This window comes from Corynebacterium sp. HMSC11D10 (genome assembly GCF_001806995.1).
In the GTDB taxonomy this organism is placed as follows: domain Bacteria; phylum Actinomycetota; class Actinomycetes; order Mycobacteriales; family Mycobacteriaceae; genus Corynebacterium; species Corynebacterium coyleae.
In genome coordinates, this window is record NZ_KV787090.1 from 112224 (window position 1) to 139208 (window position 26985).

General features: G+C 63.0%; 24 protein-coding genes and 2 tRNA genes. 7 read left to right on the plus strand and 19 right to left on the minus strand.

The window, feature by feature from the left end; all coding sequences use genetic code 11:
• From obgE to ndk, 6 genes are all read right to left on the minus strand, one after another.
• Positions 1-1506, minus strand: a complete 1506-nt coding sequence (gene obgE, locus HMPREF3120_RS11485) for a GTPase ObgE (protein ID WP_070453657.1) — start codon at positions 1504-1506, stop codon at positions 1-3.
• A gap of 97 nt (positions 1507-1603) precedes the next feature.
• Positions 1604-1933, minus strand: a complete 330-nt coding sequence (gene rpmA, locus HMPREF3120_RS11490; protein WP_070421309.1) for a 50S ribosomal protein L27 — start codon at positions 1931-1933, stop codon at positions 1604-1606.
• A gap of 21 nt (positions 1934-1954) precedes the next feature.
• Positions 1955-2260 (minus strand): 50S ribosomal protein L21, encoded by a 306-nt coding sequence (rplU, locus tag HMPREF3120_RS11495; protein ID WP_070453660.1) that lies wholly within the window; start codon positions 2258-2260, stop codon positions 1955-1957.
• Between the two features lie 169 nt (positions 2261-2429).
• Positions 2430-5237, minus strand: a complete 2808-nt coding sequence (locus tag HMPREF3120_RS11500; protein WP_083284916.1) for a translation initiation factor IF-2 N-terminal domain-containing protein — start codon at positions 5235-5237, stop codon at positions 2430-2432.
• A gap of 182 nt (positions 5238-5419) precedes the next feature.
• A complete protein-coding gene (locus tag HMPREF3120_RS11505; protein WP_070421307.1) occupies positions 5420-5986 on the minus strand; it encodes a TetR/AcrR family transcriptional regulator in 567 nt (188 codons plus the stop codon).
• Positions 5987-6130: 144 nt separating this feature from the next.
• The gene (gene ndk / locus HMPREF3120_RS11510; RefSeq protein ID WP_070421306.1) at positions 6131-6541 is read right to left on the minus strand and encodes a nucleoside-diphosphate kinase; all 411 of its coding nucleotides are present in this window, start codon (positions 6539-6541) and stop codon (positions 6131-6133) included.
• Positions 6542-6605: 64 nt separating this feature from the next.
• Between ndk and HMPREF3120_RS11515 the strand changes: the two genes are divergently transcribed.
• Entirely contained in the window at positions 6606-8030 is a 1425-nt protein-coding gene (locus tag HMPREF3120_RS11515) for an AMP-binding protein (RefSeq protein WP_070453663.1), read from the plus strand.
• On the opposite strand, the gene HMPREF3120_RS11520 is transcribed toward HMPREF3120_RS11515, so the two are convergent.
• From HMPREF3120_RS11520 to HMPREF3120_RS11550, 7 genes are read right to left on the minus strand one after another with little or no spacing between them, the layout of a single operon-like run.
• A complete protein-coding gene (locus tag HMPREF3120_RS11520; protein WP_070453666.1) occupies positions 8008-8439 on the minus strand; it encodes a DUF4233 domain-containing protein in 432 nt (143 codons plus the stop codon). The two genes, HMPREF3120_RS11515 and HMPREF3120_RS11520, sit on opposite strands and share 23 nt — an antisense overlap.
• 20 nt (positions 8440-8459) lie before the next feature.
• A complete protein-coding gene (locus tag HMPREF3120_RS11525) occupies positions 8460-9752 on the minus strand; it encodes a hypothetical protein (protein ID WP_070453669.1) in 1293 nt (430 codons plus the stop codon).
• Positions 9749-10594: an ATP-grasp domain-containing protein gene (locus HMPREF3120_RS11530; RefSeq protein WP_070453672.1), complete on the minus strand. Its 846-nt coding sequence runs from the start codon at positions 10592-10594 to the stop codon at positions 9749-9751. The genes HMPREF3120_RS11525 and HMPREF3120_RS11530 overlap by 4 nt, the downstream gene beginning before the upstream one ends.
• The gene (locus tag HMPREF3120_RS11535; protein WP_070453675.1) at positions 10591-11166 is read right to left on the minus strand and encodes a hypothetical protein; all 576 of its coding nucleotides are present in this window, start codon (positions 11164-11166) and stop codon (positions 10591-10593) included. The genes HMPREF3120_RS11530 and HMPREF3120_RS11535 overlap by 4 nt, the downstream gene beginning before the upstream one ends.
• Complete coding sequence (locus HMPREF3120_RS11540; protein ID WP_070453677.1) at positions 11163-12788, minus strand: bifunctional folylpolyglutamate synthase/dihydrofolate synthase; 1626 nt, start codon at positions 12786-12788, stop codon at positions 11163-11165. Before HMPREF3120_RS11540 ends, HMPREF3120_RS11535 begins: the two co-directional genes overlap by 4 nt.
• Positions 12788-15508 (minus strand): valine--tRNA ligase, encoded by a 2721-nt coding sequence (locus HMPREF3120_RS11545; protein ID WP_070453680.1) that lies wholly within the window; start codon positions 15506-15508, stop codon positions 12788-12790. Before HMPREF3120_RS11545 ends, HMPREF3120_RS11540 begins: the two co-directional genes overlap by 1 nt.
• A 22-nt stretch (positions 15509-15530) precedes the next feature.
• Positions 15531-16502: a malate dehydrogenase gene (locus tag HMPREF3120_RS11550; protein WP_070453683.1), complete on the minus strand. Its 972-nt coding sequence runs from the start codon at positions 16500-16502 to the stop codon at positions 15531-15533.
• Positions 16503-16672: 170 nt separating this feature from the next.
• Between HMPREF3120_RS11550 and HMPREF3120_RS11555 the strand changes: the two genes are divergently transcribed.
• Positions 16673-17398 (plus strand): TetR/AcrR family transcriptional regulator, encoded by a 726-nt coding sequence (locus tag HMPREF3120_RS11555; protein ID WP_070453686.1) that lies wholly within the window; start codon positions 16673-16675, stop codon positions 17396-17398.
• A gap of 10 nt (positions 17399-17408) precedes the next feature.
• On the opposite strand, the gene clpX is transcribed toward HMPREF3120_RS11555, so the two are convergent.
• The gene (clpX, locus tag HMPREF3120_RS11560) at positions 17409-18683 is read right to left on the minus strand and encodes an ATP-dependent Clp protease ATP-binding subunit ClpX (RefSeq protein ID WP_070421296.1); all 1275 of its coding nucleotides are present in this window, start codon (positions 18681-18683) and stop codon (positions 17409-17411) included.
• A 207-nt stretch (positions 18684-18890) separates the two neighbouring features.
• Between clpX and HMPREF3120_RS11565 the strand changes: the two genes are divergently transcribed.
• Entirely contained in the window at positions 18891-19517 is a 627-nt protein-coding gene (locus HMPREF3120_RS11565; protein WP_070453688.1) for a hypothetical protein, read from the plus strand.
• Between the two features lie 71 nt (positions 19518-19588).
• On the opposite strand, the gene HMPREF3120_RS11570 is transcribed toward HMPREF3120_RS11565, so the two are convergent.
• The 5 genes from HMPREF3120_RS11570 to HMPREF3120_RS11590 all read right to left on the minus strand — a co-directional run bounded on the left by HMPREF3120_RS11570 (position 19589) and on the right by HMPREF3120_RS11590 (position 22742).
• Entirely contained in the window at positions 19589-20209 is a 621-nt protein-coding gene (locus HMPREF3120_RS11570; protein WP_070421294.1) for an ATP-dependent Clp protease proteolytic subunit, read from the minus strand.
• Positions 20210-20239: 30 nt separating this feature from the next.
• Positions 20240-20833 (minus strand): ATP-dependent Clp protease proteolytic subunit, encoded by a 594-nt coding sequence (locus HMPREF3120_RS11575; RefSeq protein WP_070421293.1) that lies wholly within the window; start codon positions 20831-20833, stop codon positions 20240-20242.
• Positions 20834-21019: 186 nt separating this feature from the next.
• Positions 21020-22372 (minus strand): trigger factor, encoded by a 1353-nt coding sequence (gene tig, locus HMPREF3120_RS11580; RefSeq protein WP_070453691.1) that lies wholly within the window; start codon positions 22370-22372, stop codon positions 21020-21022.
• Positions 22373-22452: 80 nt separating this feature from the next.
• Positions 22453-22526, minus strand: a tRNA-Pro gene (locus HMPREF3120_RS11585).
• 141 nt (positions 22527-22667) lie between these two features.
• A tRNA-Gly gene (locus tag HMPREF3120_RS11590) sits at positions 22668-22742 on the minus strand.
• An 89-nt stretch (positions 22743-22831) separates the two neighbouring features.
• Here HMPREF3120_RS11590 and HMPREF3120_RS11595 point away from each other — a divergent pair.
• From HMPREF3120_RS11595 to HMPREF3120_RS11610, 4 genes are read left to right on the plus strand one after another with little or no spacing between them, the layout of a single operon-like run.
• Positions 22832-23626 carry a hypothetical protein gene (locus HMPREF3120_RS11595; RefSeq protein WP_070421289.1) on the plus strand — a complete coding sequence of 265 codons (795 nt, stop codon included), beginning with the start codon at positions 22832-22834 and terminating at the stop codon, positions 23624-23626.
• A 52-nt stretch (positions 23627-23678) separates the two neighbouring features.
• The gene (locus HMPREF3120_RS11600; protein ID WP_070453694.1) at positions 23679-24455 is read left to right on the plus strand and encodes an electron transfer flavoprotein subunit beta/FixA family protein; all 777 of its coding nucleotides are present in this window, start codon (positions 23679-23681) and stop codon (positions 24453-24455) included.
• A gap of 9 nt (positions 24456-24464) precedes the next feature.
• The gene (locus HMPREF3120_RS11605; protein WP_070453697.1) at positions 24465-25397 is read left to right on the plus strand and encodes an electron transfer flavoprotein subunit alpha/FixB family protein; all 933 of its coding nucleotides are present in this window, start codon (positions 24465-24467) and stop codon (positions 25395-25397) included.
• Positions 25397-26839 carry a cytochrome b/b6 domain-containing protein gene (locus HMPREF3120_RS11610; protein ID WP_083284917.1) on the plus strand — a complete coding sequence of 481 codons (1443 nt, stop codon included), beginning with the start codon at positions 25397-25399 and terminating at the stop codon, positions 26837-26839. The genes HMPREF3120_RS11605 and HMPREF3120_RS11610 overlap by 1 nt, the downstream gene beginning before the upstream one ends.
• Positions 26840-26985 lie beyond the last annotated feature (146 nt).

A 26985-nucleotide genomic window follows, 5' to 3' on the forward strand; every position in this document is an offset into this window, starting at 1 on the left:
CTATCCCTGCCAGCGCTCGCGATCGGCCTCTTCGCCGGTGCCGTAGTCGTACTCGTCGATCAGGCCACGACGAGCCTGCGATGCACGCTTGCGCTCCGCCGAGGACACACGGTCGGTGCCACCAAGACGCGCGTCCTGGCCACGGCCGGCAAGGGTCGGGTCGCCACCGATCGATGGCTCCCAGTCGAAGGAGATCTCACCAATCGTGACCGTATCGCCCTCTTCCGCGCCGAGCTTGCGCAGCATTTCCTCCACGCCAGCTTTGTTCAGACGGTCAGAGAGGTAGCCGATGGCCTCGTCGTTTTCAAAGTCGGTCTGGCGGATCCAACGCTCAGCCTTCTCACCGGTAACCAGCCAACCCTCCGGGTACATCGGGTCGCGGGTGACCTCGATGCCGCCACGGTTGGAACGACCCACGGCGCGCGGACGGATCACCTCAGCCTCAGCGGTGCGCTCCGGCTTCGGGCGAGCCTTGCGGGCCTTCTTGACGATCTCCCACATCGCCCACTTCAGCTCATCAAGACCTTCGCGGGTGGCGGTGGAAATCATGTAGATCGGCCAGCCGAACTTCTCCTCGATGTCGTCCTTGAGGAACTCCGCGAGCTCCTTAGCCTCCGGCACGTCCATCTTGTTCAGCACCACAATGCGGGGACGCTCGCGCAGATCGCCCAGGCCGGTGTCCATATCCAACGCCTCGGCGTAGGTATCCAATTCGTGCTCCAGCGCCTCGATGTCAGAGATCGGGTCGCGCCCCGGCTCCATCGTGGCCACATCCACGATGTGGGCCAGCACGGCGGTGCGCTCGATGTGACGCAGGAAGTCCAGACCAAGCCCCTTGCCCTGGCTTGCCCCCGGGATCAGCCCGGGCACATCGGCGATGGTGAACGTGTCATGGCCAACGTTAACCACACCCAGGTTCGGCGCGAGCGTGGTAAAGGGGTAGTCCGCAATTTTCGGCTTTGCCGCGGAGAGCACTGCAATTAACGACGACTTCCCCGCCGACGGGAAACCCACCAGGCCCACATCAGCCATGGACTTCAGTTCCAGGATCAGGTCCAGCGCTTGGCCCGGTTCACCCTTGAGCGCGAAGCCCGGCGCCTTACGCTTCGCGGTAGCCAACGCCGCGTTACCGAGGCCGCCGAAGCCGCCTTCCGCAGCGATGAAGCGGGTGCCAGGCACGGTGAGGTCTGCGAGCACCTCGCCCTCTTCGCTGCGCACAACGGTGCCGACCGGCACCTCGAGCACGAGATCCTCGCCGCGTGCACCGTTGCGCCAATCACCCGCGCCGTTGCCACCACGCTTCGCCTTCACATGCGGGCGGTATTGGAAATCCAGCAGGGTGTGGACCTGTGTGGAAACCTCAAGGATGATGTCGCCACCGTGGCCGCCGTTGCCACCGTCCGGACCGCCGAGGGGTTTGAACTTTTCGCGGTGGACGGACACACAGCCGTGGCCACCATCGCCGGCTTGGAGGTGCAGGGTGGCACGGTCAACGAATTGAGCCATGGTTGTTTTCCGCCTTTCTGTAACACGGACGATGATATGCAAAAAGCGCCGCAAGCCCGAATGCACGGGACCTGCGGCGCCGAAGCGTTACACGCGCTTACGCGGTTGCGGTGTTTTCCTCAACAACGCCTGCTGCCTCAGCCTGCTCGAGGACCTCGGAAGCAACACCCTGGCCGTCAGCCGGGATGATGTTGACAATGCGACGCTTGCGCTTGATGCCGAACTGCACGGAGCCGGAGGCCAGTGCGAACAGCGTGTCGTCGCCACCACGGCCGACGTTGTCGCCCGGGTGGAACTTGGTGCCGCGCTGGCGGACGATGATCTCGCCGGCCTTGACCTGCTGGCCACCGAAGCGCTTCACGCCGAGGCGCTTCGACTCAGAGTCACGACCGTTCGAGGAGCTGGATGCACCCTTCTTGGTTGCCATAGTTCAATCTCTCCTAGTTGGTTACTTGATGCCAGTGATCTTGACGGTGGTCAGCGGCTGGCGGTGACCCTGACGGACCTTGTAGCCGGTCTTGTTCTTGTACTTCAGAATCTTGACCTTCTTGCCCTTGCTCTGCTCAACGATCTCCGCGGAGACCTTTGCCTTGGACAGAGCGTCGGCACCGGAGGTGACGTTTGCGCCATCAACGAGAAGGACCGGGGTGAGTTCGACCTTGTCGCCTGCTTCACCCTCAAGCTTCTCGACCTTGACGAGGTCGCCTTCGGCAACCTTGTACTGCTTGCCGCCGGTCTTGACGATCGCGTACATAGAGGGTTACCCCTTATCTCTACTCGCCCAACCCCGGCATGCAACGAGGTCGGAATGGAACAACTTAAGCGTTTTAGGGCCTAACGTGGCCAGCCGTGCCCGCATGCAAAGGCAACGAGGCGGCACGCCCCAAAACAGCGACTGCCAAAGACTACACCGCCCCTACGCGTTACTCCAAACCGCGCCCGCCACCACGTCGGGTAGCACGGCGGCGGCCACGTCGTGCAGCAGGCGCTTGTCGACGAGTCTCCTTCTTCACCGGCTTGTCCTCCGGATCCGCTGCGACGTGCTGACGCACCGGCGCAGAGGTTGCCGACTTGCGGACAACACGACGGCGACCACGACGGTTCGTCTTCGTCGTCACCTGCACGGTTGCCCCTGCTTCTGCGCTCCTCGATTTACGAGACGCACTGCGCTTCAGGGCCTTTTCTTCCTGCTGTACCTGCTGTTCCTGCTGCGCTTGCGACTCCTGCTCGAAGTCTTCCCGGCGCGGCCTGTGATCGGATCGGGAGTTGCCGCGCGTGCGACGCTTGCGGCGCGGCGAGGCCTCGAACTCCTCAACCGCTTCCTCGTACGTCTGGGTCGGCTTCTCTGGCTGCGCCGGCTTCTCGGACCGCTCGCCGCGCTCCGGGGTGGTGGCGCTGTCACGCTGCTCACCACGCTGCGGGGCGTCGGAGCGGCCGCGGCCACGGCTGCCGCCACGGCGCCCGCGACGGCGGGTCTGGCGCGGCTTCTCTTCGCCAGCCGACTCTTCAGTCGGCTCCTCAGCGGAGCCGTTTGCAGATTTGTCAGAGGAGAAGATGGAGTCGAGCAGTTCGTCCATGTGGTCGTCGTCAAGCGGCTGCTTCTGCTGCGGCTTGCGCTGAGACTGCTTCGACTCGCGAGACTTGCGAGCAGGGCGGTCGGGCTTCCTCTCCTCGGCCTCGACGGGGTCCTCGGTGAGCACAACACCGCGGCCGTCGCAGCACTCGCACGGCTTGGAGAACGTCTCCAACAGGCCGGTGCCCAGGCGTTTGCGAGTCAACTGCACCAGGCCCAGCGAGGTCACCTCAGAGACCTGGTGGCGGGTGCGGTCGCGGCCCAGCGCCTCGTTGAGACGGCGCAGCACGAGGTCCTGGTTTTCCGGCAGGATCATGTCGATGAAGTCGATGATGATCATGCCGCCGATGTCGCGCAGGCGAATCTGACGCACGATCTCCTCAGCCGCCTCGAGGTTGTTCGAGGTGACCGTCTCCTCCAGCGAGCCACCGGAGCCGGTGAACTTGCCGGTGTTGACGTCGATCACCGTCATCGCCTCAGTGCGGTCAATGACCAACGTGCCGCCCGACGGCAGCCACACGGTGCGCGACAGTGCCTTGGAGATCTGTTCGTCGACGCGGTATTCCTCGAACGCATCCTTGCCGTCGTGTGCGTTGCGGTCGAACTTCTCCAACCGGTCCAGCAGATCCGGCGCAACCGACTGCACGTACGCTTGCACGGTGTTCCAGGGCTTCCGGCCATCCACGATCAGAGAGGTGAAGTCCTCATTGAACAGGTCGCGCACAACCTTGACCAGCAGGTTCGGCTCTTCGTAGAGGGTCACCGGCTTGGCACCCTTGGAGTTTTTCTCCTCCTCGGCGCGCTTTTGAATCGAGGTCCACTGGTTGTGCAGACGGTTCACGTCCGCAGCAATCGCTTCCTCGCTGACGCCCTCTGCGGCGGTGCGGATGATGGCACCGCCCTTGCCCGGCACCACGTCCGCAAGGATCTGCTTGAGGCGCTTGCGCTCCGGGGTAGGCAACTTGCGGGAGATACCTGCGCTGCGCCCACCCGGGACGTAGACGAGGTAGCGGCCCGCGAGCGAAATCTGGGTACTCAACCGTGCACCCTTGTGCCCGATCGGATCCTTAGTCACCTGCACCAGTACTTGGTCGCCGGACTTCAGCGCATGCTCGATGCGGCGCGAACGCCCACCGAGGCCGGCAGACTTCCAATCCACCTCGCTGGCGTAGAGCACACCGTTGCGGCCCTGCCCGATGTCGATGAAGGCAGCTTCCATACTCGGCAGCACGTTTTGCACACGCCCCAGGTAGATGTTGCCAATCATCGAGGCCTGCGCATCGGAGGTAACAAAGTGCTCGACGAGCATGCCGTCTTCAAGCACACCAACCTGCGTGATCCGCCCCTGCCCGTCGTGGCGCTCCCGTTCACGCACGACCATGTGGCGCTCGACCGATTCGCGGCGCGCCAAGAACTCCGCCTGGCTCACAATGCGGGAGCGCTTGCGGTGTTCCTCGCGGCGCTCCGAGCGACGACGGCGCTGCGCCTCCAGACGAGACGACCCCTTGATCGCTACAGGCTCGTCGATCTCGCTGTGCGTATCGACGACACCCTCACCCGAATCCTCTACCTGGCTATCTTCGAGTGGCTCGTCTACCTGCTGCTTCTGTGAGGCGGTGTCCTCGGCCGGCTTCGCCTTGCGGGTGGCGCGGCGGCGTTCCGAACGCGTCGGTGCCTTAAACAGCGGCGCGTGAGTAGCGGGGATGCGATCCTCTTCCGGATCCTCCTGCGGCGCCGGGGTGATCTCGGGCTCGATATCGGTGAGCGGTTCCTCGGCCGGTTCCTCCGCTGGTTCTTCGGCAGGCTCCTCGGCCGGTTCTTCAGCCGTCTGCAGTTCCGCCTCGACCTTTTCTTCGATCTGGTGGATCTCGTTTTCCACGTCCTTGCGCACGCGGTTACGGATCTTCTCATCCGCCTCTTTATCGCGCTCAGGGTCGGATGTGGTGCTGGCCCCTGCCGCCAAGGCGTCGAGAAGCATGTCTGCTTCCGCCTTGGTCAACGTAGACTGCGCAACCTTCACCAGACCTAAGTCTGCGAGTGCGACAACCAAGTCCTTCGATGGGACATCAAGCATTTTCGCCAGGTTGAACACCCTGGTCTTTTCCGACAGCGCCGAGCGGTCAAAATCGGCGAAACGGTTTGATTTATTTTTAGCCAAAGCGGCACGCTCCAGTGTTCCTGCCGTGGCCAACCGTCATGTCCGGGCGCCGGCAAGACTACCGAGCAGCCGCGCGGAACATCGTGTGCCACGGGTATGCAAAAGTTTCTCAGCTCCGAGTCATCCTTGCTCGTCGCCTGAGACTCATTCTTGCACAACTTTCGTGCCACAGATACGCGACGCTACTGCTCGGCGACACGCAGGAGATCAATCACCGCAGAAACCGGGGCGTCGCGGTGGTTTTCGGTCACCGCAGCACCGACGGCTACCTGGACAACACGGGTGGAGTTCAGACCGTCCACACCATGCTGTTCCATCATTTTGGTGACCATGCCCTTGAGCTCCTCAAGACCAGCGGAGGAAAACGCCTGCACTTCGCCCGGCTCGCGTTCGGAATCGACGAAAGCGTAGACCGTCTGGCGTACGCGCTCTGCTTGTGCGCACGAGATGACATTGACAACCGCTTCAGCGAACTGCACAGGGTCCTTCAGGTCGACGCTGCCACCCATGATCTCGTGGAACACCTTACGGCGGGACTCAAAAAGCTGATCCAGGCATGTGACCACGAGCTTTTCGCGCGTGGAATAGTAGTAACCGATCGACCCGACCGGCACTTTTGCTTCGGCGGCCACCTGCCGGTGGGTCACGCCGCGGAGTCCCTCGTTGAGCAGCAATTCAGTTGCTGCGTGAAGAATTGCTGCGCGCTTTTCAATCGCGCGCGCCTGCTCGGACCGTGATGACGTTGCCATCTACCCTCCATCGCATCGTGTAGACATGCGATTTCTTTAAATCCAATAAAAGCCGTAGAAAATCATAGAGTTTCGTTTCGTGGAAACGAAAACGGCACCTGCGCCCCTCACACGGGGCACGGTGCCGGGAAGCGGACTTACCGCTTAGAGGTTCGGGAACCAGATAGCGATCTCGCGCTCAGCGGACTCCGGAGAGTCAGAGCCGTGCACGACGTTCTCACCAACGGTCAGGGCGAAGTCGCCACGAATGGTGCCCGGGGTTGCCTTGGACACCGGGTCGGTGCCGCCAGCGAGCTGACGCCACGCCTCGATGGCGCGCTCGCCCTCGACGATGCCAGCTACCAGCGGAGCGGAGGTGATGAAGTCGACCAGATCGCCGAAGAACGGCTTGTCCTTGTGCTCTGCGTAGTGCTTCTCAGCGGTCTCGCGGTCAGCGGTGCGCAGGTCGAGCTCGACGAGCTTCAGGCCCTTGCGCTCGATGCGGGAAATGATTTCGCCGACGTGGCCGTTTGCCACGCCGTCCGGCTTGATCAGGATCAGAGTACGTTCAGTCATGGCTCGCAATCTTACCCAACCCGACACGTGTTGCACGTCTTGGCTATGCCGTAGTCTTGCCCCCATGTGTCACCGCAGCCCACTTCCGGATATTGATCTACCGGGGACAACCCTGTTCGCGTCTGTCTTTGCGGCGGATGAAGAGGCGCTGCCGGATACCCCCGCAATTACGGAGATCGACACTGGCCGCACAGTCACGTACCCGCAGTTGCGTGCGTTGGCGCTCGGCACTGCGGCCTCGCTCGCCGCGCGCGGCGTGGGCCCGGGCAGCGTCGTCGAGCTGCGCATGCCGAACTCCATCAACTTCGCCGCCGGCTTCCTCGGCGCATCCGCGACTGGCGCACGTGTGTGCGTCATTGGGCATTCGCTTATCGACGACGAAGCGAACCACCTCGCAACCCTCGCCCACACCACTGACCGCGTCACCGCCGAGGACATCCGCCCCGGCGAGTTCGACCCCGTCGGAAGCGCTGACGACGTTGCGGTGATTCCGTTTTCCTCCGGCACCACAGGCCTGCCGAAAGGCGTGGAGTTAACCCACGTCGCGATCACCGCCAACGCCGCCCAGTTCAACGCAGCACTGGCTGCAAGCGGCATCGGCCGGGGCGGTGGTGTGATCGCCCCCCTGCCGTTTTCACACATCTATGGGCTAAACACACTGCTGTTGTCGTCGCTGACCGCACGCCGACACGTCACCACCGCGGCCCGCTTCAACCTTGCTGAGTTCACCGCTGCCCACCGCGGCCGCGCAATCGATGTGTCCTACATCGCTCCCCCGCTTGCACTCGCGTTGTCCAACCACCCCACCCCTGAAGATTTCGCCACCACCCGTTTTTTGGTGTGCGGCGCGGCATCGCTGGATACGAACCTGGCGCGCAAAGTCGAGCGCCACATCGGCGTTGAAATCCTACAAGGCTACGGCACGACCGAATCCGCACCCGTGACCCACGTCGGCATCTCCGGCAAGTCCGATCCGGGCACGATCGGGTTCGCCATCCCCAACACCGAGTTCCGCCTCAGCCAGGACAACGAACTCCTCGTGCGCGGGCCTCAACTCATGCGTGGCTACTTGGACAACCCGGCTGCCACCGCAAACGCCATCCAGGACGGCTGGCTGCACACCGGCGACATCGCCCGGATCAACGAAGATGAAACGGTCACCATCATCGACCGCGCCAAGGACGTGTTCAAGTACCACGGGTTCCAAATCGCCCCCGCAGAACTCGAAGCGCTCCTGCTTACCCACCCCGACATCGACGACGTCGCCGTCACCGGCCACCGCCGAACGGTGGACGGGGTGGTTGAGGAGGTGCCACGGGCGTTCGTCGTCACACAACAAGCGCTGAGCGACAACGCCATCATGGCTTGGGTCGCCGAGCGCGTCACCCCCTACAAAAAGGTGCGAATGGTCACCTTCGTCGACGCAATCCCCCGAAGCGCAGCAGGCAAAATCCTGCGGCGCGAACTTACGTCCCCAGGTGCTGAGTAACCAGGTAACCGTGACGCATGCGCTGGATCATCTCCGAGCGCATTTGGATGATGAAGTACCACACGATGCCGAAGATCACGCCCACAGCGGTCACCGACCAGTGGATGAAAAAGCCAAAAATCAGCGGGACCTGCAACGCCAGGTCGATCCACAGGGCGCCGGGCTTGCGCTGAAACGCAGCCATCACCACGTGCGCCAGACCAACAAAGGTGATGTAGACCCAGTTAAACGTGGTCCAGTGCTCGCCCTCATCTACCTTGAGGATCACCGTGAGGATGAGCAAGATCGTGATCGCTTCCATGATCAACGTGCCGGACAGAACACCGGTAAGCCCAGCCATCGGATCCTTCACCGGAGCGTGACCGGGCCCAAGTGGGCCCATTTCCTGCTGCGTCTGCTTTCTCGCCATGGTGGTAATCGTAGCCAGACCTAGCTGGCATCCATAACCTGCGCCCGGCGCGGCGCCGCCGCAAGGTAGACAATGAACGGCAGCGCGAGAACGAACAACCCCACGGTGCCAATCGTCGCTCGAGGACCTTCCGGGATGACCTGCAGCACGGTAAACAGCCACGCGAGCGCCGACAAAATGTACACGTTCAAGGTCTTGCGCAACAGGTGGTTGACGTCGCGGTCTACCTTCACCGACTCGTTAATGCTCGGTACACCAAGTTGTCCGCGCAGTTTCGACGGAATACCAATGACCGCATCGAGTGGCTCGATGACGCTGATGTGAGAGTTCTGGCGGAAACGGGCGTCGTCGACAATCACCATCGCACGCGCCGCAATCGTGCGGTCGCCGTAGCGCAGCCGCACAATATCCGAATCCTCGATGCCCAACGACTGCATCGAATCCGCGGTGAGTCGCACCACTGCGCGGGACTCGTCGATGTCGTTCGGTCGAGCGACCCGCATCACGTAGGTTCGCGAACCGAGGAGCTTCCTCGCGGTCCAGTACCAGGACCTGCGCAGCGGGTTCTTGCGCGCGGTGGAACGTTCGTTGTCCCCGAACACCGATGTACCTTCGCCTTCGATCATCGGCACGACCATGATGTCGAAGAATTTCGCCGCACGAAGGGCCCTATTGAGTTGGATGCGGTCTGGGTACGCGATGTCGTCGATACGCTCGCGCGGCCAAACACCCCTGTCCTTGTAGTGGGTGTCAATGAGCGTGTGGTGCTCTGGCGGGATAGCGTCGCGATGCGCCTTTGTGATGTCCATCGGCGGGTGCAGACGCAACAGGATGCGCTGATAACGAGAAATCTTGATGGTGCCGTCGGAGTATTCGCCTTCTGGGAACGTCTCGATCTCGTCGCGGGTGACAACGAACGAGCACCTGGTAAACGGGCATACCACCCGGTAGTGCTCCGCTTCCGGCAGCCGGGCGCGAACGGACTCGCTGATCACGATCGAACTATCGCCCGCCTTGTCTGCGCGCTGTTTCACGTTGGTGGAAAACACCTCCGCGTGCACAGGCTGAACCGACGCGACACCGTCAGGCACGGCACGGAGGATGCGTGCGGTTGCAGATGCCTCCTCGCCCGCACCACCCTTGATCAACTGCACCGCGGTAGTGCCGTCCAAGAGCGCCGGGTGGAAATCGCTGAGCCCCTCCCAGCCCGGCCAATCCCGGCCGATGACCAGTGAGTTCACCGGGTAGGTTGCCACACTGGCTTTCTTCCCGTTGAGTCGCACCTCACGGGCCGGCAGGTACATCTCGGTCATAGCTGCTCCAGATATTCAACGACTGCTGCTGCGACATCGATTCCGGTGGTTTCCGTCAGCGACGCAAACTGCGCGTTCGAGTTCACCTCGCCGACCAGGGGGTCTTGCGCATCAAGGAAGTCCACCGACCCAATATCCAGCCCGAGCGCTGCCATCGCGGCGCGCGCAACGTCGACGTATTCGGCCGGGGGATCCCAGGCTTCCGCACGCCCACCACCTGTGATGTTGGCGCGGAAATCTCCACCTTGGCCAAAGCGCCGCATCGCTGCGACGGGTGTGTCGCCCACCATGTAGATCCGCGCGTCGCGGCCGTGCGAGCCAGCGACGTACTCCTCCACAATCACCGGTGAGGGGTACGCCTCACGCAGCATGTCGATGAGCTCGTCGCGGCTTTTTACAAGAAACACCCCGCTGCCCCACGACCCGACGGCATGTTTCGCCACCGCCGGAAACCCCAGGGAGTGTTCGACCGCGGCAACAAACTCGCTGTTGGCCCATTCCTCCGCCGCGAGGTTGCGGTACACCAGCGGCGCGGTGATCGTTTTCGGGTGCGCGATCCCCGCCCGAGTCAGCGCCGCATGCGTGTACGCCTTGTTGTCACACAGCGCAATGCTTTGCGACGAATTCACGCACCTGACCCCGAACGCCTCCAACTGCGCAACCGCGGCGACATCCTTATCCATGACGAAGGCCACCTCGGGAAGGTCGTCCAAATGAGTAACCGCGTAGTCAGTGGTCACACGCTTAATCTGGCCGTGTGATGCCCCGATGATCTGGTCGAACTGCCACTCAAACTTGTCCCAGTGCAGCCATCGGTTAGTCACCAGCCAGGTCGGTTTCACGCCAATTCCTCCGCAAAGCGCTGCACTACGCGAGTCAGGGCAGCCAGCATATGTTCGCGCGGCCCCTCGTCGAGCGCAGCACTGTTCATCTCCACCTGCACATACGGGATGTTGGTCCGCGCCGCGACATCGGAGGACACGCGGTGAAGTCCCATTGCGGGAAAGATTTCGTCGACAAGCACGGGCACACCGCACGCGTTGAACTCGGCGACCACAATGTCGCGCACCCGCCAATCGTCGTGGATGTTGCGCCCGCGACCGGTTCCCAGGATTACCTGATCGGGCCGGTCCGGGTTCATCTGGTGCAAGTCGATGCCCGCAACGATCCCACGCTGCTCGACCTCGCGCACCGCGACGTCCCGGAACGGACTGTGCTCGTCCGAGTTCGGATCCGCCTTATCCGCGTCGGTCTTGATCAACGCTGTAGCACCTGCGTACTCGTGGAGTTGCTCCGCGAGCCAACGGGTCGCGGGCTCCGCAAGCTTGATCTTGCCGTCGCGCTGCTGCTCCACGGCGTGTGGCGCCGTAACAATCACCGGCGCCGTGCCAGGCAACAGCAGGTGCGCGGTCACTGCACACCCCGCGACGAACGGAGGTAGGTGCGCGCCTGACCTGCGGTGGCAACGGAGCCGGTGATGAGCACACCGACGCCTTCGGGGCCTTCCTCCTCGGCCAACTCGATGGCGAGTTCGATCGCCGAGGGCAGGTTGTCGTCGACACGCACACGCTCATCGCCGAAGATCTCGTAGGCGATCTCCGCCAACTCGTAGGCATCCATCGCGCGCGGGTCGGTGTTCTGGGTGATCACCACATCCGCGAGCACCGGCTCGAGCGCTGCCAGCATCGCACGGGCGTCCTTGTCCGCGAAGATGGACACCACGCCGATGACGGACTGGTAGTTGAAGTCGCGCTGCATCGCCTCGGCAAGCGTGGCCGCGCCATGGGGGTTGTGAGCGGCGTCAATGAGCACCACCGGATCGCCCAACACACGCTCCACGCGCGCAGGCACCTTCACCTCCGCGAAGCCCTGGCGCACCGAATCCATATCCAACGGGTGCTCGCGGGACACGCCGAAGAAACTCTCCACCGCAGCCAGCGCCACCGAAGCGTTCTCTGCCTGGTGTGCGCCGGAAAGCGGCAAGAAGATGTCGTCGTAGACTCCGCCAAGGCCCTGCAGCGATAGTTGCTGGCCGCCGACGGCGACTGAGGAGTCGTCGATAGTAAAGTCGTGGCCCTGTCGCGCCACCGCCGCGCCGGTTTCCACCGCACGCTCCAGGATGACGTGCATCGCCTCCGGCTCCTGCTCAGCAACGATGGCGATGTTTTCCGCCGGTCCGTAGCCGTCGCGCTCCCGGGCCTTGATAATGCCTGCCTTGTGCGTGGCGATCTCCTCGATCGTCTCACCGAGGAACCGCTGGTGGTCGATACCGATCGGGGTGATGACGGACACGTCCGCCTCCACCACGTTCGTCGCATCCCAGGTGCCGCCCATGCCGACCTCGACGATCGCAACATCCACGGGTGCGTCCGCAAACGCCGCGTACGCAATGCCGACAAGCAGCTCGAAACGGCTCATCTCCGCCTCGCCGCGCTCGCGGAAGTGCGCGTCCACCATGTCCACGTACGGCTCAATATCGCGCCACACATCCACGAAACGGGTCTGGGAGATCTCCTCACCATCGATGAGGATGCACTCGGTGACACGCTCCAACTCCGGCGAGGTGAACAACCCCGTGCGACGGTTCAGCGCGCGAAGGATCGACTCCGCCATACGCGCCGTCGACGTCTTGCCGTTCGTGCCCGCCACGTGAATGACGTTGAAGGACTGCTGGGGCGTACCCAAAAGATCCATCAGCATCGCAATGCGGTCCAGCGACGGGTTCGGGTCATTCGCCGCCGCACGCGCATCCAACTGGGCGACCACCTTGTCAAAGTCCGGGTGGTCGCCCTCCGGAGCCAGGGTTGGTACAGGCTCGTCGGTATCGGCGTCGGAGCCGTCCGCGCCGGTCTCGGCCGGCATGTCGGCAAGGTTGAGCGTGATGCCGTGATCGGTCATCTCCAGGTGGCCGAAGTCGGTGTCACGGCCGGATTCGAGGTCGGCGATGTCGATGCCCTCGAGGGCGTCGTCGCCAAGCTGTGCTCGAAGTGCCTCGTACGCTGCCCGCGCTTCCGGGTCGAACGACTTATCCGCCATTACTTCAGCGCCTCAAGACGAGCCGTGACGCGCTCAAACTCTTCCTGTGCGACCTTCTGACGCGCCTTGATCTTCTCGACGACCTGCGCCGGCGCATTAGCCAAGAACTGCTCATTGGCGAGCTGCCCGCCAGTGGTGTCGAGCTCCTTCTGCGCCGCCGCAAGCTCCTTTTCCAGGCGCTTGCGCTCCGCAGCGACATCGACGGTGTCGGAAGTATCCAACGCGACGTCCAGGTTGACCTTGCTCAGGCGCATCTCAATGCTTGCCGATGCCTCAAAGTCATCGTCCGGCGCCGTCACCTTCGCAATCTGGCGCACCATTGCCTCCTGGCCAACCAGATCAGCCGAAGCGAAGTCCAGGCGAGCCGGCACCTTCTGCGACGGCTTCACACCCTGATCAGAGCGGAAGCGACGCAGCTCGGTGATCAGCTTGATCGAATCTTCGATGCGACGGCGAGCGTCCTCGTCAGTCGCGGCACCACCGTTGGTGTCCTCTGCGGTCGGCCACGGCGCGAGCGTCACCGTTTCGCCGCCGGTCAGTGCCTTCCACAGCACCTCGGTGATAAACGGCATCGTCGGGTGCAGCAGGCGCAGCACAACATCGATCACACGGCCAAGCACAACCTTGGTGTTCTCGCCACGGTCCTTCTCTTCCGACGAGGCGTCAGCCTCGTCCCGCGGGATCTGGGTCTTGGCGATCTCCAGGTACCAGTCACACAGCTCATCCCACGCGAAGTGGTAAAGCGCCTCGTTAGCCTTGGCAAACTGGTAATCGTCCAGGTAGGCGTCCACCTTGGCGCGGACTTCCTCGGCTCGATCCAGGATCCAACGGTCAGCGTCGGTCAGCGCCTCGCGTGCAGGCAACGCGTCCACGCGCGCGCCGTTCATGAGCGCGAACTTGGTGGCGTTAAACAGCTTGGTGGCAAAGTTGCGGGCGGCGGTGGCGTGGTCGTCGCCAATCGGCAGGTCCACACCCGGGTTCGCACCACGAGCCAGGGCGAAGCGCAGCGCATCCGCACCGTACTGCTCCACCCAATCCATCGGGTCGATGCCGTTGCCCAAGGACTTCGACATCTTGCGGCCCTTCTCGTCGCGCACCAGGCCGTGTAGGTAGAGGTGCTCGAACGGGATCTGCGGGCGGCCATCCTTACCCTCCCCCAGGATCTCCGGGGTGGTCGAGCCTGCAAAGGTGCCGAACATCATCATGCGGGCAACCCAGAAGAACAGGATGTCGTAGGCGGTAACCAGCACGGTGGTTGGGAAGAACTTCTCCAAATCCGGGGTCTTGTCCGGCCAACCCATCGTGGAAAACGGCCACAGTGCCGACGAGAACCAGGTATCCAAAACGTCTGGATCCTGCTCGTAGCCTGCCGGCGGCTCTTCGTCCGGGCCGACGCAAACCACGTCACGCTCGCCGTTGTCGTCCTCCGGGCCGTACCAGATCGGGATGCGGTGGCCCCACCACAACTGGCGCGAAATGGTCCAGTCGTGCATGTTGTCCACCCAGTCGAAGTAGCGCTTCTCCATCGACTCCGGGTGAATCTTCGTGTCGCCTTCGCACACGGCGTCGCCGGACATCTTGGCCAGCTCATCGACCTTGACAAACCACTGCAGGGACAGGCGCGGCTCGATCGGCTCACCGGAGCGTTCCGAGTGGCCCACGGAGTGGACGTACGGGCGCACTTCCTTCACAATGCGGCCCTGCTCAGCCAGCGCCTCGCGCACGGCGACGCGGGCTTCTTCGCGGCTCATGCCGTCAAACTTGGTGCCGGTATCGGCGATGCGGCCCTTTTCGTCCATGATGATCGGCATCTCAAGGTCGTGGCGCAGACCCATCTCGTAGTCGTTCGGGTCGTGCGCCGGGGTGATTTTCACCGCACCGGTGCCGAGTTCCATGTCCACGTAGTCGTCGGCAATGACCTTGACCTGCATACCTTCGCGCAGTGGGTGCTCGAAGACTTCGCCGATGAGGTGGGAGTAGCGCTCGTCGTCAGGGTGAACGGCGATGGCGACGTCGCCCAGCATCGTCTCCACACGCGTCGTGGCAACGATCAGGTGCGGTTGGTCGTCGTCAAGCGAGCCGTAGCGAATGGAGACGAACTCGCCCTCGACGTCCTTGTACACGACCTCAATGTCGGACACAGCAGTCTCCAGCACCGGCGACCAGTTGACCAGGCGGTAATCGCGGTAGACCAGGCCGCGGTCGTAGAGCTGCTTAAAGATGGTCTGGACGGCGCGCGACAGGCCCTCGTCCAGCGTGAAGCGCTCGCGGGACCAGTCGACGGAATCGCCGATCGCACGCATCTGCGAGGTGATCGTGCCACCGTACTGCTCCTTCCACTCCCACACCCGGTCAATGAACTCTTCACGGCCGTAGTCGTAGCGGTCCTTGCCTTCTTCGGCCTTGAGCTTCGCCTCGACCTTGGTCTGGGTGGCGATGCCTGCGTGGTCCATGCCCGGCAGCCACAGCACCTCGTAGCCCTGCATGCGCTTGCGGCGCACCAGGGAGTCCATCAGCGTGTGGTCGAGCGCATGGCCCATGTGCAGCTGACCCGTCACGTTTGGCGGCGGCAGCACGATGGAGTACGCAGGCTTGTCAGAGTGGGCGTCGGCAGTGAAATAGCCTGCCTTGACCCAGCCTTCGTAGAGGTCGCGTTCGTGGTCGCTGGGCTCCCACGACTTCGGCAGCGCGTCAGTGCGGTTCAGATTTTTGTCAGTCACGCGACCTATCTTAACGAGCTACCTAGAACAGCTTGTCGGCGATCGCCGCCTCGTCCTTCAAGGCGGTGATGTTGGCGTCGATACGAGCCCGCTGATCGTCGCTGAGCTCCAGCTTTTCGACGACCTCCCACGCACCGTTTTCACCCGTCACCGGGAAGCCGAACACAAGCCCTTCGTCCACGCCGTACTGGCCCGTCGACGGCAACGCAGCCGTCGTCCACTTGCCAGCCGTGCCCTGCACCCAGTCGCGCATGTGATCCACCGACGCCGACGCCGCAGACGCCGCCGAGGACTTACCGCGCACCTCGATGATCTCCGCGCCGCGCTTGGCCACGCGCGGGATGAACTCGTCGGTATACCAGGCGCGATCCACCTCAACCGGGTTGCCGTCCACCGTGGCGTAGGTGATGTCCGGGAACTGCGTATCCGAGTGGTTGCCCCACACTGTCAGGCGCTCAATGGCGCTCGAGGCCACCCCGAGCTGCTGCGAGAGCATCGACAGCGCACGGTTGTGGTCCAAACGCATCAGCGCGTTGAAGCGATCCGCTGGCACATCCGGCGCCGCCTTGTTCGCAATGTAGGCATTCGTGTTCGCCGGGTTGCCGACCACCAGCACGCGGACGTCATCCGCAGCACCGTTGTTGATCGCCTGCCCCTGTCCGATGAAAATCTTGCCGTTTGCAGCCAGCATGTCCGCGCGCGACTCCCCCTTGCCGCGCGGCTTCGCCCCCACCAGGAACGCCGCCTGCGCACCGTCGAATGCCTTGTTTGCGTCGTCGGTCACCGTGATCTTGTTCAGAAGCGGCAGCGCCGAGTCGTTGAGCTCCATTGCCGTGCCCTCAGCCGCACGCACTGCCTCCGGGATCTCCAGCAGCGTCAGGTTCACCGGACGATCGGGGCCGAAGACATCGCCTGCTGCCACGCGCCACAGCAACGAGTACGCAATGTTGCCTGCTGCGCCGGTAACAACGACATTTGCGGGGGTCTGGGACATGATGAGGCCTCCTCTTTCTGTTTCTGTTTCCCCTTCAACCTACCCCCACAGGGGGCAACATTGGCCGGTACTGCGCCACTGATCTGCCAAGTGGTGCACGATGAGAAGAAGCAAAGAAGCGTATCGACGACCCCACCACACCGAGCCACACCGAAAGGGAGCCCACGGACATGGCCGACACCGCCGCACCCGAGACTGCCACCTCCCCTTCCCCCGGTGCTGTCGTCGATGCCGCGATTGTCGCGTTTGCCCACAACGGTTACGACGACGTCAAACTCAACGCGCTTGCACGCACCACGGGCATGAGCAAGCGCATGATCCACTACCACTTTGGTAACAAGCGCGGCTTGTACCTCGCAGCGCTCAAGGTGGCAAGTGCTCGCATCACCCCGCCTCAGGACATCGCCACCCGCTCCTACGCCGCCCCCGTCGAGGGGATGCGCCGTTACATCGACGCCCTCTACCACGCGTTTTTGGACCACCCCGACGGTGTGCGCCTCGTCCTGCGTGAAAACCTCGACCCCGTCGCCGCCGAAGAAGACGCCGCAGCGCTTGTCAGCGAGAACGAAGTACTCCTCCACGTTGAACGTCTGTTGCTCGCAGGCCAAGACGCGGGAGCATTCCGCCCAGGTATCTCCGCTGTCGATCTGCTCACGCTGGTCGCATCGCTGTGTTTCTTCCGCGTGGGCAACAGCCTGACCGCACTGAGCGTCAGCGACGTGGACTTTGCAAGCCGCCGCAACGTCGACGGCATGCGCCGCATGGTCATCGACACCGTGCTGACGTTCCTCACGTCCAACATCCCCTACTCCGGCTACGAGTCCTACCTCGAACCCACCCCCACTGCGGAAGAAGAAACCGCCGACGTCTACAGCGACGACGGCGGCCTAGTCTAAGCGAACTGCGTTACGCGGAGCGCTGCTTTTCTTCTTCAATGAACTTCGGTTCGCCCTCCCCGCGAGCGGCTGCCTCATCCAGCACAACCTCAGCGACGCCGTCACGGTCCGGCAACTCGTACATCACCGGAACGAGCAGTTCCTCCATGATCGCACGCAGGCCACGAGCACCGGTCTTGCGCTCCGCCGCCTTGTCCGCGATCACACCGAGCGCCTCGTCGGTCACCGTCAGTTCCGCGCCGTCCATCGCGAACAGGCGCTTGTACTGCTTGACCAACGAGTTCTTCGGCTCCGTGAGCACGCGCTTCATCGAGTCGCGGTCCAGATCATCGACGTGCGCGATGATCGGCAAACGGCCAATGAACTCGGGGATCAGGCCGAACTTCACCAGATCGCCCGGCTGCACCTGCGCCATCATGTTCGCCTCGTCGCGCTCCGACTTCGAGTCGATCTCCGCCCCGAAGCCGATGCCCTTCTTGCCCACGCGCTCCGCGATCACCTTGTCCAGGCCAGCGAACGCGCCGGCCACGATGAACAGGATGTTCGACGTGTCCACCTGGATGAACTCCTGGTTCGGGTGCTTACGTCCACCCTGTGGTGGCACGGACGCAACCGTGCCCTCCAGGATCTTCAGCAGCGCCTGCTGCACACCCTCACCCGAAACGTCGCGGGTAATCGACGGGTTTTCGGACTTGCGGGAAATCTTGTCCACCTCGTCGACGTAAATGATGCCGTGCTGCGCACGATTCACATCGAAGTCTGCCGCCTGCAGTAACTTCAGCAGAATGTTCTCCACGTCCTCGCCGACATAGCCAGCCTCGGTCAGGCTGGTGGCATCCGCGATCGCAAACGGCACATTCAACATGCGCGCCAGCGTCTGCGCGAGATAGGTCTTGCCAGAACCCGTCGGGCCAAGCAGCAAGATGTTGGACTTGGAAATCTCCACTTCCTCGTCCTTCGCACGGGCCGAAAGGTTCGACTCCTCCGCCTTAATGCGCTTGTAGTGGTTGTACACAGCCACAGCAAGCGTGCGCTTGGCCGCATCCTGGCCGATCACATACTCGTCCAGAAACGCAGTGATCTCCGAAGGGCGCGGCAAACGCTCTCCTGATTCCTCCTGGCGTTCTGCGCCGGCGAGCTCCTCTTCGATGATCTCGTTGCACAGCTCGATGCATTCGTCGCAAATGTAGACGCCTCCGCCCGCAATCAGTTTGCGGACCTGCTGCTGGCTTTTGCCGCAGAAAGAGCACTTCAGAAGGCTAGCGCTGTCATGCGTAGTGGCCATATGCGCGTATCTACTCCCGTTCCCTCGCCGAAATCTTCCCCAAGTCTAGTGGGTGCTGAACCCCACACCCTACAACGCACGACGACACATCCCTGTTCCCGTCCCACGCACCCAAAACGCGGTGGGACTAAACTAAGCGCATTGTCCTCGGAACGATCAGCTAGCCTAGACACATTCTTTGATGTGTCTGAAAGGAAATCCGTACCCGTGAAACGCAGCCGCGCACTTGCCACCATCGCCGCAGCGCTCATCGCCGTCCCGGCGCTCTCCGCCTGCGGCGGCTCGGACGACGAGGCACGCATTGCTGAACCGGTGCTGGATTTCCCCCAAACCAGCACAACAGCCACCCCAACCCCGACGACCACCACCTCCGAGGAAGACGACGAGACCACAACCTCCTCGTCCACAACCACGAAGAGCTCCTCGAGCTCCTCGTCGAAGACGTCCACCAAGTCCAGCAGCAGTCGCCGCAGCTCGAGCGGATCCGGCAACTCCGGCGGTTCCGCACGCGAGCCAGAGGTCGCTCCCGCACCGGACGAGCCGGGGGCAGCCTGCGCATGGCCCGCACAAGGCTCGCAGGGCGCCAGCGACGAATACAGCACCTTCTGCGACCGTGAATGGGCCCGCACCGTCACACCAGACGGTCAGGACTACTACTGGGTCGCACGGGGCAACGGTTGGGCGTCTGTAGACCCACAAAACACCGCAGACGGCGTGTGCTGGTCGCGCGGCGACTTCGAGGGCGCACCAGAAGCCATCCGTAACGCAGTGAAGTTCTGCGACGACGCAGCGCCGACCTCCGCCGACGTCGTGGAAACCCCAACCGAACAGTAGGTGGTTGTGGTGCGACGCCGGTGAGGGTGTCGTCGTAAAGCTAAAAAGCGCCCTTACGGGCGCCTTTCTTTTTAGCCGTTGAGCTTGCGGTAGTCGAAGACCTGGTCGATGATCCCGTACTCCACGGCTTCCTCAGCGGTGAGGATCTTGTCGCGGTCGGTATCAATACGAACCTGCTCTGGCGTACGGCCCGTGTGGTGCGACAGCGTGTTCTCCATGAGACGACGCATACGGTCGATCTCAGCCGCCTGGATCTCCAGGTCCGAAACCTGCCCCTGCGTGCCCTGGGTGGCCGGCTGGTGGATCAGCACACGCGAGTTCGGCAACGCCGCACGCTTACCCGGCGCACCGGCCGCCAGGATGACCGCGGCGGCCGATGCCGCCTGGCCGAGGCACACCGTCTGCACGTCGGGGCGGACGTACTGCATCGTGTCGTAAATCGCCATCAACGCGGTAAACGAACCACCCGGGGAGTTGATGTACATCGTGATGTCACGGTCCGGATCCTGGGACTCCAGGACCAGCAGCTGGGCCATGATGTCGTTCGCCGACGTGTCATCAACCTGGGTGCCAAGGAACACAATGCGCTCCTCAAACAGCTTGCCGTACGGATCAATCTGCTTCGTGCCGAAGCTGGTCTCCTCCAGGAACTGCGGCAGCACGTAGCGGGAGCTGGGCATTTGGAAAGTCATAGTAAAAGTCTCCTCTTCTCGTTGCTTGCCTTAGTCGCCAATCGCGTGCTCGCCAGCCATGGCGGCATTCTCGATGACGTGGTCCACGATGCCGTATTCCTTGGCCTCCATCGCGGTAAACCAACGGTCACGGTCCGAATCCTTCGTGATCTGTTCGAAGGTCTGGCCGGTGTGCTCTGCGATAAGTTCAGCCATCTCACGCTTCGTCGCGGCAAACTGCTCAGCCTGGATCGCAATATCAGCAGCAGTGCCGCCAACACCTGCGGAAGGCTGGTGCATCATGATGCGTGCGTGCGGCAGCGCGTAACGCTTGCCCTTCGTGCCGCCAGACAGCAGGAACTGGCCCATGGAAGCAGCCAAACCCATGCCGTAGGTAGCGATGTCGCACGGGGAGTACTTCATCGTGTCGTAAATCGCCATACCTGCGGTCACCGAACCGCCCGGCGAGTTGATGTAAAGACTGATGTCGCGCGTCGGATCCTCAGCCGACAGCAGCAGAATCTGGGCGCAAAGCTTGTTGGCAATCTCATCATCCACCTGCTGACCCAGGAAAATAATGCGCTCCCGCAGGAGGCGCTCGTACACCGAGTCTCCCAGGTTCATACCTTGAGTCGGGGAAGTCATAACAGATGCTCCTTCGCTAGTTCGTCGTGTAACGCCACCACCCTACTCGCGCGCGCGAGGGAGTTGAACCTTGTTCGCTACCGGCGTACGGCCAATTCTTATCGACGACCCCACGCCCCCACACAAAAAGCGGCCGGAAGCGAAAGTTCGCTTCCAGCCGCCCAAAAACCCTTGGTTTAGAGGGGGTTACTGCTCCTCAGCAGCCTCGTCCTCTTCCTCGATCTCACCGAAGTAATCGTTCGGGTCAACCTTGTTGCCAGCCTCATCCTTCACCGAGGTGCGAGAGATAGCGGCGGCGAGGGCCTTGCCGCGACGCACGTCGGAGAACAGGTTCGCGATCTGGCCGGACTGCTGCAGCTGAGCCACGAACTGGTTCGGGTCCATGCCGTAGGACTGTGCGGTGAACAGGATGTGGTCGGTGAGCTCCTGCTGGGAAACCTCCGGCTGCTCTTCCTCTGCAACAGCGTCGAGGAACAGCTGGGTGCGCACGGACTCTTCAGCCTGCTCGCGGGACTCCTTGTCAAACTCCTCGCGGGTCGTGCCCTGAGCCTCAAGCAGCTGCGCCAGTGCGTTCTCGTCGTGAGCCATCTGGCCGAGCAGCTGGTGAAGCTGGTTGTGCACCTGCTCGTCGACGATCGACTCCGGCAGCGCGAACTCAACCTGGGCGAGGGCAGCCTTGAGAACCTCGTCGCGAATGTCAGCAGCCTGCTTCGCCTTCGCGTTCTCCTCAACCTGCTCGCGGGTGGACTCACGCAGCTCGTCGACGGTGTCGAACTCGGACGCCATCTGGACGAAATCGTCGTCAAGATCCGGAAGCTTGCGCTCCTTGGTCTGCTGGACGTGGACCTTTACGGTCGCCTTCTTGCCCTTGTTCTCGCCGTACTGGATCTCGGTCTCGAACTCGTTGTCTTCGCCGGTCTTCATGCCACGAAGAGCGGTGTCCAGGCCCTTCATCAGGTCGTCGGCACCAACGCGGTAGGTCAGGCCCTCAGCGGAAGCGTCGTCGAGCTTCTCGCCGTCGATAGAAGCCTCAAGGTCGATGACCGCAAAGTCGTCGGTCTTCATCTTGCGCTTGGTGTCCTTGAGCTCACCGAAACGCTCGCGCAGGGAGTCGAGCTCGGCGTCAACAGCCTCGTCGTCAACCTTGAGCTCCGGAACAGTGACCTCAATCTTGGAGAAGTCCGGCACCTCGATCTCCGGACGAACGTCGATCTCAGCGGTGAACTCGACAACGTCGTTGTCCTCGATCTTGGTGACCTCAATCTCCGGCTGGCCCAGCGGGTTCAGGTCGTTCTCTGCCAGGGCCTGCTCGTAGCGGGTCGGCAGCATGTCGTTGACAACCTGCTCCAGGATCGGACCGCGGCCGAAACGAGCGTCGATCAGCTGGCGCGGAGCCTTGCCTCGACGGAAGCCCGGAATGTTGACCTGCTGGGAGATCGCCTTGTATGCCTGGTCGATCTCCTGGCCAAGCTCGTCGAACGGCACGCTGACGTTGAGCTTAACGCGGGTGTCGCTGAGCTTTTCGACGTTAGTCTTCACGGGTTTCTCCTGTACTTGTTTCCATCAACGAGTTTCAGTGCTTATAAGTGGCGGGCCCGTACAAAACGGGCCCGCCTTTGTCGGGGCGACAGGATTTGAACCTGCGACCCCCTGCTCCCAAAGCAGGTGCGCTACCAAACTGCGCCACGCCCCGTAGGCGGCAAAACCGCCACGGTATGAACCGAATCAGTAACCACTCAAGCGGTTCAGGTTGATCATTGTAGCGGGCGTTTATTCCAGGGTCACATCGGGGCATAAGAAAACCGGTTCTGCATGCAGAACCGGTGGTCAAACGTGGAGGGAATGACGGGAATCGAACCCGCGTCTTCAGCTTGGAAGGCTGAGGTATTAGCCACTATACGACATTCCCATGCGTAGAAACGCTGCCTTAACGGCTGCTCGGAACTTTAGCGCAGGTTCACCCGTTGAACCAAACAACAACGATTTTTAGGAGGAGCCATGCTCGGTCTGTTGCTCATCGTCTTTGCTATTGGTGCGTTGATCATGCTGCCCACGATGGGTGGTGGCGGTCGTCGTCAAGTGCAATCGCGCCAGCAGGTGCAGATTTCTTTCGACGACGCCTACGCCGACGCCAAGCGATGGACCGACCGCCTCGGTTCGCAAGTGCTGAACCTCTCCGGCAACGACGCCGCCTCCACCCAGGCCATGGCCGACGCCTCCGAGCGCTTCAACGCAGCAAGCGCAGGTCTTGCCGACGCCCGCACGCCAAAGCAGGCCATGCTCGCCCGCGAATCCGCGCTCGAGGGCCTGCACTACGTCAACGCCGCACGCGAAATCATGGGGCTTCCAGCCGGTCCTGCGCTGCCAGAGTTGGAAGGCCAGCGCCAGGCAGGCCGCGTGACTGAACAGCGCAGCGTGCGCCAAGAAGACGGCACCGTTGTTACCGCATCGCCCGTAGCCACCGAGGCGACCCCGCACTACTACCCCGGCGGCGCCGTCGCAGGCCGCCCCGTGCCAGCCGGCTGGTACTCCACCGCCTGGTGGGCCCCAGCGATGATGACGGGCATGTGGGCTGCGTCGTCGATGATGTTCTACTCCACCATGTTCGCCGGCATGTCCGGCGCTGCCGCCCCCGAAGCGTTCGAGGCTGGCGGTCTCGGCGACGCTGCTGGCGCCGAGGGCATGGGCGACATGGGAGATATGGGTGATATGGGTGACATGGGTGGCGGCGATTTCGGCGGAGACATGGGTGACTTCGGCGGCGGCTTCGACTTCGGAGGATTCGACTTTTAGGCGTGCGCTAGACTGCGCACGATTGCCTACCCCCTACCTATAAGGAGTAGCCGTGCGCATTGCCGTGCTGCTGAAAGAGGTGCCGGACACCTACAGCGACCGCGAAATGAACCTGGAGACCGGTCTGACCGACCGCTCTGGCGACGTTGTTGCCGACGAAGTTGGCGAACGCGCCGTCGAAGCAGCGCTACGCATCGCGGAAGCACTTAACGACGACACCGTGGTCGAAATCCTCAGCGTCGGCCCCGAAACGTCTGCCGACTCGATCCGCCGCGGCATCGCCATGGGCGCCACCGAGGCCTACATCGTTTCCGACGACGCCCTGACCGGCGCAGACGTCACCCTCACCGCCGAGGTGCTTGCGGCGTTGATTCGCAAGAACGGTTACGACCTCGTCGTCACGGGCAACATGTCCTCCGACGGTGGCACCGGCGTCATCGCCCCCATGATCGCCGAACACCTGAACTGGCCCGTACTGACCAACCTGACGGAACTGACCGTCGACGGCACAAACGTCACCGCCACCCAGGCCTCCGACGGGGCGGTCGTCGAACTGCGCGCCGACCTCCCAGCCGTCGTCGCTGTTGCCGACGAGTTCGCCGACCCCCGCTACCCCAACTTCAAGGGACTCATGGCGGCGAAGAAGAAGGAGCTCAACACACTCACACTCGCCGACCTGGACATCGACGCGGAAGATTTCACCCACCCGCGCGCCATCATGGTCGCCATTGACAAGCGCCCGGCCCGCGAACGCGGCGAAATCATCGACGCCAACTCCACCGCCGCCGCGAAACTCGTCGACTTCCTCGAATCCAAAAACCTCATTTAAGGAGCACCCATGACTGAAATTCTCGTTGTCCCGGACCGCTCCCACGACGGCAGCCTCGACCCCCACGCCGCCGAACTCATCGGCGCGGCCTCCGAAATCGGCACCCCCATCGTTCTTATCGACGACCGCACCCACGCCGACGCCCTCAGCACCCTCGGCGCGGCCACGGTGCTGGTTTCCGACGCCCCACTTGTCGACGCCACCACCACCGCCCTCACCACCCTCAACCCCGCCGCCGTGTTGTTTTCCCACACCGTGCGCGGGCGCGAAACCGCCGGCCGTGTAGCCGTGCGCGCAGGCAAGGCGCTGTTGACCGACGCGGTGGCGGTTCGTCGAGACGCAGAAGGCATCGTCACCGACCACCAGAACTTCGGCGGCGCCTACACCGCGACTGCCGCTGCCACCCACTCCGCACCGATCATCACCGTGCGCCCCGGTGCTGTGGAAACCCGCGCCGCTGCCGTCGCAACGCCTGAGGTGCGCGACCTCAACGTCGAAACCTCCGGCGCACGCACCGCCGAGGTCGTCTCCGTCACGCCGGTCGAGCGCACCTCCACCCGCCCCGACCTGCTCACCGCAGACAAGGTCGTTGCCGGTGGCGTCTCGCTCGGCGACGCCGACATGTTCGAAGAACTCGTCGGCGGGCTTGCGGATGCCCTCGGCGCCGCCGTCGGCGCCACCCGCTCCGCCGTCGACGAAGACCAAGTCGCCTACGAAGCCCAAATCGGCCAAACCGGCGTACTGGTCAGCCCGAAGCTCTACATCGGCATCGGCATCTCCGGCGCCGTCCAACACCTGGTGGGCATGCAAACCGCCGACACCATCGTCGCCATCAACAATGACGAGGATGCCCCCATCTTCGACATCGCCGACTTCGGCATCATCGGCGACCTCTTCGACGTCGTCCCACAGATCATCTCCGAGATCGAGGCTCGTAAGTAATGCCCCAACTCCGACGCGGCCTGCCCCGTGTTCCCGGCGGCGAACCATGGCCCCCGCTAATCGACGACCCCACCACCCCGACCACCTGCGCACCCGCTGAGCCTGTCGCGGCGCCTGCCACTGTGTCTGCTTCCTCGCCGACCACCGGTTTGCGCCAGGGCCTACCTCGTACCCCGGGTGGTGAACCCTGGCCACCAGCCACCGCCGTCGCTGCCTTCGCAGGCGCTGCGGGCGCTGCTGCGGCTCCGTCCACAGCGACACCGAGCGAGCCTGACGCTGCTGCGACTAGCACGGCTGACGCAGCTGATCAGGCCACAGCTCCAGCTGCAACCCCCGCAAACACCGTCGAAGTTCCCCTGCGCCGTGGTCTCCCCCGCGTCGCAGGCGGCGAAGCCTGGCCACCCGCCGGCACCGTCCACGTGCCCGCACCAGCCGAGCCCGAAGCCGCACCAGCTCCAGCACCGACGGCTGCACCAGCGGCCGCAACAACCGCCGACGCCACGCCCACGCCCGATCCGGCTCCGGCAGCACCGGCAGCCCCAACGCCCGCAGCGCCTGCGCCGGTGGAGGTGCCGGCGGGGCGTGGGGTCGTCGATAAGCGATGGCTCATTCCAGCCCTCGTACTGGTCATCGCAGCATTCCTCGGCGCACGCTGGTTCATCGGCACCGACACCGGCGCCGACTTCATCGCACGTTACGACGGAATGCAGCCACTGCCCGACAACGCACCCGTCGGCTTCCCCGCCTGGCTCAACTGGGCCCACTTCTTCAACATGTTCCTCATGGCGCTCATCATCAAGACTGGTCTCGACGTGCGCAGAGAGAAGCGGCCGGCAGGCTACTGGACGTCGAAACGCAACGGCAAAAAGATCTCACTGACCCAATGGCTGCACCAAACCCTCGACATCGCATGGGTCGCACTCGGCGTAGTGTTCTACATCCTGCTGTTTGCCACCGGCCAATGGGTCCGCATCGTGCCAACCAGCATCGACGTCATCCCCAACGCCATCTCCGCAGGACTGCAATACCTCGCACTCGACTGGCCCGACGAACACGGCTGGGTCCACTACAACGCGCTGCAAGAACTCGCGTACTTCACCACCGTATTCATCGCCTCCCCACTCGCGATCGCATCCGGCTTCCGCATGAGCTCCATGTGGCCGAAAACGTGGAACGGGGTGCCCGTCGCGTGGGCACGCGCCGTGCACTTCCCCACCATGATCTACTTCCTCATCTTCATGGTCATCCACGTCTTCCTCGTTGCGACGACCGGCCTACGCGCCAACCTCAACGCCATGTTCGCCGCCCAAGACTCCACATCCTGGACCGGCACCTTGGTATTCCTCGGCGCCGTAGCCGTCACCGCGCTCGGATGGTTCCTCGCCCGCGGATCCTTCGCAGCACCACTCGCGAAACTGACCGGCAAAGTGACCAAACGCTAAAAGTCAAGACCCAACAAGATCTGTGGATAACTTTCCGGCATGAGTCGGTGGGTTATCCACAGATTTTTTGTTGGGCCTTGTCGGTTGTTTGGAGGTTGCTTAGCGTTTATGTCATGGCATTTGTAGACCTTCTCGGCTTCCGGCTT

What these genes read in the sequence shown, in the direction of transcription:
- obgE (WP_070453657.1), bottom strand. Translation starts at nt 1,506, where the DNA reads ATGGCTCAATTCGTTGACCGTGCCACCCTGCACCTCCAAGCCGGCGAT.
- rpmA (WP_070421309.1), bottom strand. Translation starts at nt 1,933, where the DNA reads ATGGCAACCAAGAAGGGTGCATCCAGCTCCTCGAACGGTCGTGACTCT.
- rplU (WP_070453660.1), bottom strand. Translation starts at nt 2,260, where the DNA reads ATGTACGCGATCGTCAAGACCGGCGGCAAGCAGTACAAGGTTGCCGAA.
- HMPREF3120_RS11505 (WP_070421307.1), bottom strand. Translation starts at nt 5,986, where the DNA reads ATGGCAACGTCATCACGGTCCGAGCAGGCGCGCGCGATTGAAAAGCGC.
- ndk (WP_070421306.1), bottom strand. Translation starts at nt 6,541, where the DNA reads ATGACTGAACGTACTCTGATCCTGATCAAGCCGGACGGCGTGGCAAAC.
- HMPREF3120_RS11515 (WP_070453663.1), top strand. Translation starts at nt 6,606, where the DNA reads ATGTGTCACCGCAGCCCACTTCCGGATATTGATCTACCGGGGACAACC.
- HMPREF3120_RS11520 (WP_070453666.1), bottom strand. Translation starts at nt 8,439, where the DNA reads ATGGCGAGAAAGCAGACGCAGCAGGAAATGGGCCCACTTGGGCCCGGT.
- HMPREF3120_RS11525 (WP_070453669.1), bottom strand. Translation starts at nt 9,752, where the DNA reads ATGACCGAGATGTACCTGCCGGCCCGTGAGGTGCGACTCAACGGGAAG.
- HMPREF3120_RS11540 (WP_070453677.1), bottom strand. Translation starts at nt 12,788, where the DNA reads ATGGCGGATAAGTCGTTCGACCCGGAAGCGCGGGCAGCGTACGAGGCA.
- HMPREF3120_RS11550 (WP_070453683.1), bottom strand. Translation starts at nt 16,502, where the DNA reads ATGTCCCAGACCCCCGCAAATGTCGTTGTTACCGGCGCAGCAGGCAAC.
- HMPREF3120_RS11555 (WP_070453686.1), top strand. Translation starts at nt 16,673, where the DNA reads ATGGCCGACACCGCCGCACCCGAGACTGCCACCTCCCCTTCCCCCGGT.
- clpX (WP_070421296.1), bottom strand. Translation starts at nt 18,683, where the DNA reads ATGGCCACTACGCATGACAGCGCTAGCCTTCTGAAGTGCTCTTTCTGC.
- HMPREF3120_RS11570 (WP_070421294.1), bottom strand. Translation starts at nt 20,209, where the DNA reads ATGACTTTCCAAATGCCCAGCTCCCGCTACGTGCTGCCGCAGTTCCTG.
- HMPREF3120_RS11575 (WP_070421293.1), bottom strand. Translation starts at nt 20,833, where the DNA reads ATGACTTCCCCGACTCAAGGTATGAACCTGGGAGACTCGGTGTACGAG.
- HMPREF3120_RS11595 (WP_070421289.1), top strand. Translation starts at nt 22,832, where the DNA reads ATGCTCGGTCTGTTGCTCATCGTCTTTGCTATTGGTGCGTTGATCATG.
- HMPREF3120_RS11605 (WP_070453697.1), top strand. Translation starts at nt 24,465, where the DNA reads ATGACTGAAATTCTCGTTGTCCCGGACCGCTCCCACGACGGCAGCCTC.
- HMPREF3120_RS11610 (WP_083284917.1), top strand. Translation starts at nt 25,397, where the DNA reads ATGCCCCAACTCCGACGCGGCCTGCCCCGTGTTCCCGGCGGCGAACCA.